Source organism: Candidatus Mycoplasma haematobovis, assembly GCF_001645765.1.
GTDB lineage: Bacteria > Bacillota_I > Bacilli_A > Mycoplasmatales > Mycoplasmoidaceae > Eperythrozoon_B > Eperythrozoon_B haematobovis.
Genome location: NZ_LWUJ01000010.1, coordinates 200,448 through 214,281, shown reverse-complemented (window position 1 = coordinate 214,281; position 13,834 = coordinate 200,448). Strand labels below are relative to the sequence as shown.

The 13,834-nt window shown below is 30.0% G+C and carries 9 protein-coding genes; 7 read left to right on the top strand and 2 right to left on the bottom strand.

Annotated elements, in window-relative coordinates; translation table 4 throughout:
- The first annotated feature begins 10 nt into the window (after positions 1-10).
- The 4 genes from A6V39_RS01825 (at position 11) to A6V39_RS01810 (ending at position 9,930) form a co-directional block, all read left to right on the top strand.
- A complete protein-coding gene (locus tag A6V39_RS01825) occupies positions 11-3,031 on the top strand; it encodes a hypothetical protein (protein ID WP_187149965.1) in 3,021 nt (1,006 codons plus the stop codon).
- 77 nt (positions 3,032-3,108) lie between these two features.
- The gene (deoD, locus tag A6V39_RS01820) at positions 3,109-3,816 is read left to right on the top strand and encodes a purine-nucleoside phosphorylase (RefSeq protein ID WP_187149964.1); all 708 of its coding nucleotides are present in this window, start codon (positions 3,109-3,111) and stop codon (positions 3,814-3,816) included.
- A gap of 13 nt (positions 3,817-3,829) precedes the next feature.
- The gene (locus tag A6V39_RS01815) at positions 3,830-6,883 is read left to right on the top strand and encodes a hypothetical protein (RefSeq protein ID WP_187149963.1); all 3,054 of its coding nucleotides are present in this window, start codon (positions 3,830-3,832) and stop codon (positions 6,881-6,883) included.
- 11 nt (positions 6,884-6,894) lie between these two features.
- A complete protein-coding gene (locus tag A6V39_RS01810) occupies positions 6,895-9,930 on the top strand; it encodes a hypothetical protein (protein WP_187149962.1) in 3,036 nt (1,011 codons plus the stop codon).
- Here A6V39_RS01810 and A6V39_RS01805 read toward each other — a convergent pair.
- Together A6V39_RS01805 and A6V39_RS01800 are read right to left on the bottom strand one after the other, a co-directional pair.
- Positions 9,908-10,264: a hypothetical protein gene (locus A6V39_RS01805; protein ID WP_187149961.1), complete on the bottom strand. Its 357-nt coding sequence runs from the start codon at positions 10,262-10,264 to the stop codon at positions 9,908-9,910. The genes A6V39_RS01810 and A6V39_RS01805 overlap by 23 nt on opposite strands.
- Positions 10,248-12,230 (bottom strand): cysteine peptidase family C39 domain-containing protein, encoded by a 1,983-nt coding sequence (locus tag A6V39_RS01800; RefSeq protein ID WP_187149960.1) that lies wholly within the window; start codon positions 12,228-12,230, stop codon positions 10,248-10,250. The genes A6V39_RS01805 and A6V39_RS01800 overlap by 17 nt, the downstream gene beginning before the upstream one ends.
- Positions 12,231-12,267: 37 nt before the next feature.
- Between A6V39_RS01800 and A6V39_RS01795 the strand changes: the two genes are divergently transcribed.
- The 3 genes from A6V39_RS01795 to A6V39_RS01785 all read left to right on the top strand — a co-directional run bounded on the left by A6V39_RS01795 (position 12,268) and on the right by A6V39_RS01785 (position 13,510).
- Positions 12,268-12,561, top strand: a complete 294-nt coding sequence (locus A6V39_RS01795; protein WP_187149959.1) for a hypothetical protein — start codon at positions 12,268-12,270, stop codon at positions 12,559-12,561.
- 171 nt (positions 12,562-12,732) lie between these two features.
- The gene (locus A6V39_RS01790; RefSeq protein ID WP_187149958.1) at positions 12,733-13,083 is read left to right on the top strand and encodes a hypothetical protein; all 351 of its coding nucleotides are present in this window, start codon (positions 12,733-12,735) and stop codon (positions 13,081-13,083) included.
- A gap of 1 nt (position 13,084) precedes the next feature.
- Positions 13,085-13,510: a hypothetical protein gene (locus A6V39_RS01785; protein ID WP_187149957.1), complete on the top strand. Its 426-nt coding sequence runs from the start codon at positions 13,085-13,087 to the stop codon at positions 13,508-13,510.
- Positions 13,511-13,834: the final 324 nt, after the last annotated feature.

Below are 13,834 nucleotides of genomic sequence, written 5' to 3'. Positions count from 1 at the left end.
TACGGTTTAAATGTCGTATATTAAAGGATATTCATTCCTAAAAAGAACTTTCGTTCTCCTTTCTCCTTTATTTCTTGTAACTCTAGCTTCTAAAGAGCTAGCATTTTATGCACCAGTAGCTACTCTATCTCCGATATTAAGTGATCCAAAAGAGGAAAAAGACTCAATAATTAATTTAGTAAGTTCTTTAAATAAAGAACTTCCAGAAGGAGTGGAGGATTATGGTTCATTAAAGATTCAAAAAAGTATTTGAGGAGAAGAATTATGAGTTGAAGAGGCAAATCCCCTTTCAACCTTTAGTCATAATTCTGATTACAAATTTCAAGATGCTAAAGAGATAATCAAAAGTGAAAATAGTAGTAAATATGTTTTGGAAAAAAAAGATTTTGAAACAATTAAAGAAAAGGGCAATATTAATGTATTAACTATTTTTGATTTAGTAACTAAAGGACAAGAAACAATACCAATCACTCATGTTATTCCTCTTGCGGACTTAACTACTGTTTCTACCAAGACTTACACAGTAATCACTACAAAGATAGATAGCCATCAGAGAGAGCATAGATTAACAGTTACAAAAGATAGTTCAAAACAAGCAATAACTTTTGAATTAAGCGATGAATCTAAATTTATTCCGTCAAGTAGTTATTTAAATCAAGATTTATCTTCTTTAGTTATTAAGTCATTCTATATTCTCTTTAATGATAGTCCTCCACTAAATCCAAAAAGCTACTTTACTCTTGTTGAAGAAACAACAAGTGTGGTGGGTGATGATGGAAATAGTAGAGTAAAGAAAGTATTTCTTAATAAGTGAAATAATAGTTCAAATGAAAAATCAAATTCTGCAGAAGAGCCCAAATATGAATTTAAGCGCGAAAATGATTTTTGAAAATCAATTTGCTCGGACCCTTACAAAGTTGGGGGATTTATTGATAAGGATTTAAAGAGTGAGACATCAAAACAGCAACAGCAAGAATTAAAAAACCAACAAATAGATGGCAAAGAGACAAGTCAATTAAAGAAGCAACTTAAATCTTGAGTTGAATTTAAAGCACAGAAAAAAGAAGCTCAAAACCGTAATGGACAATATTTTTGAAAAGATATTAAACAAGCAAATGTTTATGTTCCGCATGATGAATCTACAGAGACTTACGACAAATGTAATGGATTAGATGAAGAAACTAAGACTAAATTCAAAGAACACTTAAGTTCTCATTTGGAGAGAGAGCCAAAGAGTTATATTGATAAGAAGTTGGCTCCAGAAGCATTAATAAAGGAAGTAAAGGATGGAGATTCTGCTGTAAATGGCAACTCTAAATATCCCTATCACAAAATAGTTCAATCTTCGTTTAGAGCTTGGGGTAATGCTTATCTAACTAAGACAGGCGAGAATCTAAAAGAAGAGGGAATATATAGTAAACAATTTGAATTAGCAAATCAAAGTCAGCACACTTTCTCTATTAAATTACCTAAAGATATTTGAATTAAGAATTTAATTGAAGGCAAGCTAGATCAAACAGAAGGGACTAAAAAATTAAATACATCTCCTGATATTTCTTCACTAGTAGAGGTTTATTATCCATTATCTTTTTCATTTTTTGATCCAGTGTCGAGTTATTTAAAAAAGCATAGCTTATTACTAAAGACTGAATTAGATTTAAGTAATCTTTATTTAACTAGCTCTTATTCTAAAGAAGTATTTAGATTTGATATTGGTAATGCAAATAGGGAAATTGGCAAGGATTATCAAGGATTTGAGCCAACTTTAAATCCAGATAAAGCCAAACCATATGGTTTGGATGGTACATTAAGTTTCATTTCCAAACTTGAATTAGATCAAAATAAAGATTTAAATATTCATTTAACTGCAAAAGTTAGTGGCTTTGTAAATACTAAGAATCCTTCTTGTGATTTAAGACATAGAATTTACAAAATAAAGAGCTTAAGTGGAGATTGAAGTAGCTTAGAACAAGATTGAAAATGCAGTAGTGAAGCCGGTTGAAAATACAGAAAGCATATTCATATTCCTTCTTATTTAGTAATTTCACTTACAGAAGAGCCAGAAGTCTCCGCTTTCTATATAGATAAGCAATCAGGGATAGTTGAAATTCCGGCACAATTAAAACAAGAAACTCCTAAACCAATTAAGACTCTTTCTGAATTGTCTGCACAGTTAGAACAAAAAGAGATTGTTTCTGTAGTTGAAACAGATGATACTAATAAAGCAGAAGTATATTTCAGAGATATAGCGGCTTATGGAGAACTTAAGGAAGGTTTTCCATTGGATTTAAATGGCTGGATTACTAGTGGGCAACAAGTTTATTATTGGTATCCAAGAAGAGCAACTGGAACTATTACGAATGTTAATTTTGAAAATTTAAAGTCAATAAAGCTTTATCTTGATGGATCAAAGAATTCTTACAATTCATTCTTTCACAGTAATCATTTCAATACATTAACAACTCTATGTGTAACAAGTAAGTACAATTTAACAGGAACAGGAACAGGAACAGGCGACAAGGAGTGTGCAGATGGCAATAAATATGACAAAGAAGAGAAAGATAAAGCTCCTTCAGAACTCCATGATTTATGGGGTTCACAAGAAATAACTATTGAGCAAAGTGGTAAAGAATTATCATCAAAAAATGATGAATCTCAAGCTTATGAAGTTAAATTCAGAGTAACTTACAACAGAGCAGACAGAAGAGATCTTTCTAAAAAACAAGAAGATAATGATAGATATGAGAAAATAAAGAATAGATTAGAAAAACTCTTTAAAGATTCAGACACAAGAGATCCTAGTGCCACAGAAATACCAGATGTATCAATGCTTGCTTTTTGATATTCTGTATTTTTTTGGAAAGACAAAAACAAGAATGATTTACACTATGCTACACAAATTAGACCAATAGGATTAATAACAAAAGAAATTAAGAATGCTAATGCACATGAAACAATAGGCGCTGCAGGATCCGCTGGTTTTGAGATTAGTAAATTTGAATTTAGATATTCTTCTCCAAAAGCTAAATAAACACAGATTATTTGAAAAGCATTTTCAAAGATGTTAAGTTTTTTGTAAAATTTACTATCTATTTAAATAAGCAATTTATGTCTACTCCAACTTCGCACATAAGCGCACATAAAGACGAAATTGCTAAGATTGTCTTAATGCCTGGGGACCCTTTAAGGGCAAAGTGGGCAGCAGACAAGTTTCTACAGGATGTTAAATGTGTCTCTAATGTTAGAGGCATGTCTGTTTATACAGGCAACTACAACGGGAAGCCCGTAACTATTATGGGCTCAGGAATGGGTATCCCATCAATGGGTATTTATGCTTATGAATTATTTAATTTTTATGATGTTGATATCATCATAAGAGTAGGTTCTACTGGAGCTCTTAGACCAGAAGTTAATGTAATGGATGTTATTTTGGTTAAGGAAGCTTTTGTACAGTCTTCAATTTACAACCAAATTATGAATGGAAGCGATGAACAAGTACTTAAAGCTAGCCCTGAAGTAGTTGAAATGTTAGAGAAATCAGCAAGTAAACAAGGAATACCTTTAATAAAGGAAAGATGCTTTACTAGAGAAGTCCACTATTACAAGAAGACAGCACAAGAATTAGTTGATATGACTGGAGCTGGTTGTGTTGAGATGGAATCTTATGCTTTGTTTGCTACTGCTATGCATACAGGCAAGAAAGCAGCTTCTTTATTAACAGTTGTAGATAGCTTGGTTACTGGCAAAAAGATTTCAGCACAAGAAAGAGAAACCACGTTAGACAAAATGTTTCAAGTAGCTTTAGGTATTCTTTAGTTATACGACTTAAGTGTCGTATATTAAAGGATATTCATTCCTAAAAAGAACTTTCGTCCTCCTTTCTCCTTTATTTCTTGTAACTCTAGCTTCTAAAGAGCTAGCATTTTATGCACCAGTAGCTACTCTATCTCCGATATTAAGCGATCCAAAAGAGGAAAAAGACTCAATAATTAATTTAGTAAGTTCTTTAAATAAAGAACTTCCAGAAGGAGTGGAGGATTATGGTTCATTAAAGATTCAAAAAAGTATTTGAGGAGAAGAGATTTGAATTGAAGAATCTAATCCTCTTTCAACATTTAGTCATAGATCTGATTTCAAATTTAAAGAGGCAGATGAAATTATTACTAAAGAAGAAACAGATAATAAACAAAGGTATGTATTAAGTAAAGATAAGTTTGAACAGATTCAGGATAAAGGAGATATTAATGTACTAACAACTTTTGAATTAGGAGATAATAAGATACCGGTAACTCATATTGTTCCACTTTCAGATTTAACTACTGTTTCCAGTAAGGTTTACACTATAGTTACTACAAAAACTGAAGACCTTAATCAGCAAGCTAATACATATTTTTTAACAGTTACAAAAGATAGTTCAAAACAAGAAATAACTTTTGAACTAGATGCTACTCTTAGCATTTATGCTTCAAGTGGTCGGATAGGTTGAGATACATCATCTTTAATTATCAAATCGTTCTATATTCTCTTTAATGACAACCCTCCTTTAGATCCTAAGAGTTACTTTACTATTAATCAAAATTTAGAGTCTGATGTAGTTGGAGAAACAACGTATAGTAATAGATTCAAAAAAGTGCTGTTAAATAAATGAAATAATAAATCTAAACCCAAAAATCCTCCATCCATGCAAGAAGAACCTACATATGAATTTAATACTAATAATGATTTTTGAACATCTACTTGCTCAGATCCCTACAAAGTAGGTGGATTTATTGATAAAGACTTAAAGAGCAATGGAGGTTCGTCCCAGACATCAGAATCGCCAAAAGAAAATGTTGAAAACAATGGAAGTAGTAGATTAGCTAAACAAAAGAAGTCTTGAATTGAAGTTAAACCTTTTCAAAAAGAACAATTAAAGCATAATGAGCAATATTTTTGAAAGCAAATAAAAAATAAAGGAGCTTATGTTCCTCATGATGAATCAACTGCTTCAGATGACTATTGCAAAGGTGTTGAATTAGAGACTAAGACTAAACTTGGAGAATATATTAATAGAACAAAAACATTAACTTTTGAACCTAAAGAACACGTAGAAAAAAGATTAGCCCCTGAACCTTTAATTAAAGAAATTAATAATGGAAGTGGATCGTCAGGATTACAAAATGGAGATAGCCCCTCCTATCCGCAACACAAAATAGTTCAATCTTCTTTTAGGGCCTGAGGTAATGCTTATTTAACTGAGCAAAATGAGAATTTAAAAGAAAAGGGCATATATAGTTCTCAGTTTGAATTAGCGAATCATAGCAATCATACTTTCACCATAAAGATTGACAAGAATACGTGAACGGAACATCTAACTAAGAAAACACTCGAACAACAAAAGAAGGAATCTAAAAAGTTAAATGAATCACAAGATATCTTTTCTCTATTAGAGGTTCATTATCCCTTATCTTTTTCATTTTTTGATCCAGTATCAAGTTATTTAAGAAAACATAGCTTGTTACTAAAGACTGAATTAGATTTAAGCAATCTTTATTTAACTAGCTCTTATTCAAAAGAAGTATTTAGATTTGATATTGGCAACGAGAATAGAGTAATAGGACAGGATTATCAGGGATTTAATCCTTTAACATATTCCCACAAGAAGAAAGATTATGGGCTTGATGGAAAGTTATCTTTAATAGCAGGATTAGAGTTAGATATAGAGAAGAATTTAAAGATTAATTTAACAACAAGAGTCAGTGGATTTGTAAACACCAAAAATCCATCTTGCGATCTAAGACATAGGCTTTACAAGATAGATAATGGCAATTACAGTAGTAAACAGTCTTTAGACAAAAAATGAAATTGTTCTGAAGAGTTTGGTTGAAAATATAGAGAACATATTCATATCCCTTCTTTCTTAGTAATTTCGCTTACTGGAGAGCCTGAAGTAGTTTCATTTTATGTAGATAAGGATTCTGGAGTAAAGGAAGAGACAAAAGATGTAAAGAAGCAAGAAGGCGAAGAGGTAATTAAGACTTTGTCTGAATTAAGCTCTAAATTAAATGAAAGGAAAATAACTACTATTATTGAAACCGATGAATCTAATAAAGCAGAAGTTTACTTTAAGGATATAGCCGCTTATGGAAAGCCAGAAAATGGCTTCCCATTATTAGATTTAAGTAGTTGATGATCTAGTGGTCAAAATGTATATTATTGATATCCAAAGAGAGCTAAGGGTAAATTAACTAATATCGATTTTAGTAATCTTAAAACGATTACTTTACATTTGGATGGATCAAAGAATTCTTACAATTCATTCTTTCATAGCAATCATTTCAACACTTTGACCACACTATGTGTAAATAATAAATATATTCTTTCAAGTTCAAGTTCAAGTTCGCAAGAATGTGGAGATGAAAATAAATATGAGAAAGTAGAAAAAGATAAATCACCTTCTGAATTACACGATTTATGGGGGTCGCAAACAGTAGATGTAGATGTAAAAGATTTACAATCTAAAACTGATGAAAAACAAGCTTATGAAGTTAAATTTAGAGTAACTTACAATAGAGCAGATCGAAGAACAAAGAAAGAAGATACAGATAATGATAAATTTGAAAAAATAAAGACAAAATTGGAAACGTTTTTCAAGACAGATACAAAAGAACCTACTGCGAAAGATATTCCTAACGTTTCAATGCTTGCTTTTTGATATTCTGTATTTTTTTGGAAAGACAAAAACAAGAATGATTTACACTATGCTACACAAATTAGACCAATAGGATTAATAACGAAAGAAATTAAGAATGCTAATGCACATGAAACAATAGGCGCTGCAGGATCCGCTGGCTTTGAGATAAGTAAGTTTGTGCTTAAATATTCCAAACCCTTACAAAAGTAAAGTATTTTTGGATGTCATATATCAAGAGCTATTCATTTCTAAAAAGAACTTTCATCCTCCTTTTTCCTTTATTTCTTGTAACGCTAGCTTCTAAAGAGCTAGCATTTTATGCACCAGCAGCCACTTTATCTCCGATATTAAATGATCCTCAAGAAGATAAGGATTCAATAATAAATTTAGTAAGTTCTTTGCAACAAGATTTACCTGAGAATGTAGATGATTATGGAGCTTTGAAAATTTCCAAAACTATTTATGGAGAAGAGTTATGAATTGAAGAAACAAGGCCTCTTTCAACATTTAGTCATAGTTCTGATTACAAATTTCAAGAAGCAACTGAAATAATTAAAGAAGAAACAGATCACAATACACAAAAGTTTGTTCTAGCCAAAGATAGATTTACTCCTATTCAAGATAAAGGTAATATCAATATACTTATTACCCTTAATTTAGTAGCAAATTATTCTGATCCTATACCAGTTACACATATTGTTCCACTTTCAGATTTAACTACTAATTCAGAAAAGATTTACACTGTAGTAACTACTAAGTTAGAGAATAATGGCCAAGAGAAAACACACAACTTAAAGGTTAAGAAAGAGGACTCAGAACAAAAAATAACATTTGAACTTGATCCTCCAAAACCAATTCCATCCAGTTTTTCTTGAGGAATAGATACATCATCTTTAATTATCAAATCATTCTATTTTCTCTTTAATGATAGTCCTCCTTTAGACCCAAAAAATTATTTCACAACCAATAGTGATAGCTTTGAAACAATAGTTGGAGATACCTCAAGTAGCAGAGTCAAGAAAGTATTTCTTGATAAATGAAAAAATAGCTCAGATGGTCAAGCATCAGAGCCAAAATATACTTTTGAGACAAATGGAGATTTTTGAAAATCAACTTGCAAAGACCCCTACAAAGTAGGAGGCTTTATTGATCAGGATTTACAACAACAACAACAACAACAACAACAACAACAACAGGTAAAGAAAGAGAAAATAGATTCCACCGGAAAAAGTCTGCTCGAAAAGCAAACTAAATCTTGAGTTGAATTTTTTTCTTACAAAACAGATGCTCCAAAAAGGAATGGGCAATATTATTGGAAAGATATCAAAAACAAAGGCGCATATGTTCCGCATGATGAGTCTACTGAACTTTACAAGGAATGTAAAGGCGTTGATTTAGTTACTAAAGAGCAATTAAAGAAATATGTGAATAATGGGCATATTTTGCAAAATGAACCAAAATCTTCAATTGAAAAAAAATTAATTCCTGATGCTTTAATTAAGGAAATCAATTTAGATTCACAAACGAGTCAAGTCTTTACAAGTGGAAATAATTCAAAAAATTATCCCCAATACAAAATAGTTCAATCTTCTTTTAGGGCCTGAGGTAATGCTTATTTAACTGAGCAAAATGAGAATTTAAAAGAAAAGGGCATATATAGTTCTCAGTTTGAGCTTGCCAATCAAACTAGTCACACCTTTAGCATAATTATTAATAAAGCTACTTGAATTAAGCAATTAATACAAGGTAAATTAAATGAAGGGGATAAAAAACTTAATGAATCTCCTGATGTTTCTTCTTTACTAGAGATTTATTATCCACTATCTTTTTCATTTTTTGATCCTATATCTGGATATTTAAAGAAACACAGTCTATTTCTGAAAACAGAATTAGATTTAAGCAATCTTTATTTAAATAGTTCTTATTCAAAAGAAGTATTTAGATTTGATATTGGTAATGAAAATAGAATAATAGGTAAAGATTATCAAGGCTTTAATCCTCTAACACATCTTCATAAGAAAAAAGAATACGGACTTGATGGAAAGTTATCTTTAATAGCAGGATTAGAGTTAGATATAGAGAAGAATTTAAAGATTAATTTAACAACAAGAGTCAGTGGTTTTGTAAACACAAAAAACCCGTCTTGCGATCTAAGACACAGACTTTACAAAATAACTCAATCTGGTTACAACAATGGAGATAATACATTTAATCAAAAATGAAAGTGTTCTGAAGATAGTGGTTGAAGTTATCGACAACATATCCATATTCCATCTTATTTAATTTTTTCATTAGATAAAGAGCCTGAATTATCTTCTTTTTACATAGATAAACAATCTGGGGCAAGCGAGCTAACACAACAAGAAAAGACGGGCGAAGAGAATCCTGTCAAAACATTGTCAGAATTAAATTCAAAGTTGGAGTCAAAAGAAATAGTTACTATTATTGAAACCGATGAATCTACAAAAGCCGATGTTTACTTTAAAGATATAGCCGCTTATGGAGAAAAAATGGATGAGGGTTTTCCTTTGAATCTTGATACTTGATTTAAGTCAAACCAGCAGGTTTATTATTGGTACCCAAGAAGAACTAAAGGAAAACTAACTGATGTGAGTTTGGACAATCTTAAATCAATTACTTTACATTTGGATGGTTCCAAGAATTCTTACAATTCATTCTTTCATAGTAATCACTTCAGTACTTTGACAACATTATGCCTAAGTAAGAAATATGAAGCAGGACAAGCAGGAAAATGTGCAGACGGAAATAAATATGATGAAGAGGAGAAAGATAAGACTTCTTCTGAATTACATAAATTGTGGGGATCTCAAAAGGTAGATGTAGATGTTAAAGAATTAAGTTCTAAGACTGAAGAAAGTAGCGCTTTAGAGATTAAATTTAGAGTAACTTACAACAGAGCAGATAAGAGAGATTTATCAAAGAAACCACAGACAGGGGATGAGCATAGCTTTAACAAAATTCAATCTCAGTTAGAAAAATTTTTTCAGCATACATCTGGAAAAGATCCGTCCGCAGAAGAAATACCTAACGTTTCAATGTTGGCTTTCTGGTATTCAGTATTCCTTTGAAAAAGCGGAAAAGAATTACATTATGCTACTCAAGTTAGACCTATTGGTTTAGTAACAAGAAAGATTGAGAATGCTTATGCTCATTTAACTGTTGGAGCAGCAGGTTCTGCTGGCTTTCAGATAAGTAAGTTTGAGTTTAAGTACTCTAAAGGTGGTCAAAAAGGTTAGCTCAGAAATAAGAAGAATCTAATAAATAAGAGATGTTTGTTATTAATTTAGTATCTTTAGATTCTGATAAGTAAAGTACGTATCTATTAGCTTCTGCAATAATACTTATTACTTTACTGTGTTTCTCTTTTCCTTCTGTATAGTACTTAAATCAATTGCTTTCTTTAAGCCCTAATTTCTTAAAGCTTTTTGGAGATAAGAATAATTGAGAATGACTATTACTTACATTAAGTAATTGATTATTCTCATAGTTATCTATAGGTATTACAAAACCCAAAGAAGCAAAGGCTAATGTAGAGCTACAAAAGATGAATAAATTATTGGAGTAATTCATTCAAATTAATAAAGTTCTTAAAGTATTTCTTTAGTTCTTGGCAATGTTCACTACATACTACAAAATTACGTTTCATTATTATGGGAAAGATACTCTTTAGTATCTTTTCTTTAGATATGTAATTAATATGAGAAATAGCTTCATCAAGAAGAATTATTTTGTTTTTGAAAGGAATTAGATTTAATAAATTGAGTAATTGTTTTTGTCCAGCACTTAAACCTTCAACTTTAATATTCTCATCTAACTTCATATCTTTACATATGCCTAATATTTTTGCTTTATCTCTAGCTGTTAAAGATCGAATAGATTTAGCTATATTTATTTCACCTAATCAACTATTACTTGATTGATAAATTACATTCTCAGAAAACTCTTTCTTATTAATACTAATACCATTATCAAAATTAATTTGATTGCCCTGTATAGGTAGCTTATTACTAATTAATTTATAGAGAGTAGTTTTGCCTATACCAGAAGAGCCAAATAAAAAAGTATTAGGTAATAGAGATAGAGTTAAGTTATTAAAGATATTTTTAGAAGAAGAATAATAATTTAGTTTATTAATTTGAATACTATTAGGTAGTTTTCATTCTTCTGTTTCTTCAACAGTATCTGTATTTAATAAGTTTAAATATATTTTTTTTGAATATTGGTAAGGATATCTAAAGAAATAATAATTAACTAAGTTATTAAAGGATTTATTAATGTGTGCATAGAATACATTAATTACTACAAAGTAACTAAAGTCTAGTGTATTAGTAAAGAAGAAATAAGCCAATAAGAAATAGAGTGTTAATTGAATTAAGTTATTAAAGAATGTATTTATTTTTTCAAAAAAAGCTTGTCTTAGAGTAATTGATTTATTAAGAGTTATCTCTTTAAATCAGCTTTCTTTAAATTGATGACAGATTGCACTTAATTTAACTAAATTAATTTCATTCTTTAGGAATTCCTCTAATTCAAAGTTATTTCTCTTATTGGTATTCTGTGCTTCAATTAATTTTGGAAAGTTGTATTTATGTTCTTCTTTCATTATTCATAAATAGAAAGCTTGAATAACGAAAGAAATAAAAATTATTAATAAGAAATAGTGGTGTAGAGAAGTAAGGAATATAGATAGAGTTATTAATATTACTAAGCTAATTATTCATTGATTTAATTGTTCTGTATGGTAAGTAGCAATATTCTCTATATGTTTTTGTATTAATAAGAATTGATCTTTTCCTGCTTTTTGAAAAAAAGAATTCTTCTTATTTTTGAAAGCATTAATTAAGCTTTGAAAGAGCGATTTTGAATAGTAATTAATATGATTAAGATTTATTTGTTTTTGTAAGTATTCTCCAAAATTAACTATTGCATAACTAGCTATTAGTATTAAGCCTATTCCGCCCAGCTTAATTAAAGGATAGTTATTAACTATATGATTAATACTATATTTAGTAGCAAAAGAGATAATTAAAGTTAAAGAAAAGATAGCAATATTAAGAAAAGCACTTATGGCTGTTTTTTCATAGTCATGAAAGTTCTCTTCTTTCTGTATTTGAGCTATTAATTTATTCTTTTTTCCATTAGCTTCAATAGTAATGAATATATTTAAGTAGTATTCTTTAAAGCTTTCATACTTAAGCTTTAATTTACCTTTAGCAGAATCAAAAATAATTACTTCTTTCTTATTTTTCTTAGCTATTGCATAGTGATTTAAATGTCCAGACTTTATTAGTAATAAGAAGTAATCATTAGTTAAATAATTAGTAAATTCTTCATAATCCATTTCATATGCAGTTAATTGAATACCATATTCTTGATTTAGCATCTCTAAATCAAGAATAGATAATCCTTCTTCAGTTAAATTAGATTTACTACATAATTCTTCTCTTGATATTTCTTTACCGTAATAATGCTTTATTAGTGATTGAGTAACTGAAATTCCACAATCATTTTCATTATTTTGTGGATAAACTTTCATATTCTTATTAATATGGAGAAAAGTTAAAAGAAGTGTTATGTTTGGACCTAAGAGCTACGAAAGAATAATTTTTGAGAAAACTAAAGAGTGATGAGAGCTATTACAGAAATTACATTTGCCAGAATTAAGAGCTAAATTAACTAAAGAGGAATTAAAGACTTGTGCTTTCTATATGCAAGAATTAGAGATTAAAGTAAGACTATTGCAGAATGAAATTAATACTGCTTTAGAAGACAGAATAGATTTTCGTAAATTAAAGAGATATTTCTTTAGAGATAAACAATATAGATATGGTAAAAAAATGACAAAGGAGGAGTTGGATGATTTGTAAATTAATTTAAATGAAAGGTTCTTCGTTAGCCTTAATTATAGTTAAAGGCGCTTTTCTTAAATGGTTTTGCTAAAGGATTGTCAAAGTTTTTATTGATATTGGCATGTTATTAAGTTTAAAAAAGATTGAAAAATTTAGAGAAGGGAAAATCCAACAACCCTAAATATCAAATTGAATAATATAGCAAAATCTTTAATAGGATTGGCAATAACTGGCATTACTGTAGCAGGAAGTTATTATGGATGGAACAATTTAGATTTTAATTCAGATTCTTTGGATTCTTGAAAAAGACGCAATTTAGATTGGTTCAATAAAAATTGGAGACCTTTTTATGGAAAGGTAAGAGCAATTGGAAGTGATAATGGTTTATTTAATGAATGAACTAGTTGAAAGAAAAAGTATTCGGAAAGTAATAGAAGTATTGAGGAGCTTGAGTTAAGCAAAAAATTTAAGGAGTGGTGTGAAGCTGAACCTAAGGATAGTGAGTTTACAAAAGTAAGACAAGAAGGTTGTAAAACCTAGAATGAATAATTCTACTATTGTAAAGTCCCTAATAGGACTGGCTTTAACTGGCGTAACTGCGGCAGGAACGATTTTTGCAACTTGGCCTTCTCAAAAGGAGGAGCAGGTTAATATTGGAAAACAAAATATGGTCGCTAAAGAGAGACAAAGAAGCAATGGGCTTAGAATATTAGAAAAATTATTTGCTAAATATAAGAATGATGCAACGGCCACTCAAGAGTTAGCAAGAATTATTGATGGAAGATCAGGAACGGCAGTAGTTTTTTCTATTGGAGATGATGGACGTTTTATGGACGATGAGGGTATGCCTGTAGCATCATTAGTGCAGTGATGTGAAAGACAAGATGATGAACAATCTTTAATTGCCAAATATAAACAAGAGTTAAATAAAGAGGAAATTTGCGCTTTCTCGAAAATAACATCTTAATTTATTTAAATATCATTGATTCTTAGAGTTAAGAATAAACTCTTTTAGGGAGTTTTTGTAGCTACTTATTAATAGTTTCAAAAAGTTTAAATGATGTGAAGAATTAAATTTGTTGAATTTAATCATATATTTTTGAATATAATTATTGTGGGAATTAAATAAATATGAATTGTTCCAGTTGTTCCTGTAATTGTCATAAGTGTAATTGCTCTTGTGGTTCTTGTACCGTCGTTTCATGCACTTGTTGTTGTCATAGCTCTAAGTCTTGCATGTGTAAGTGTTCTTCTTGTACCACTCCTTGCGGACACTGCTGTAAGTAAACAG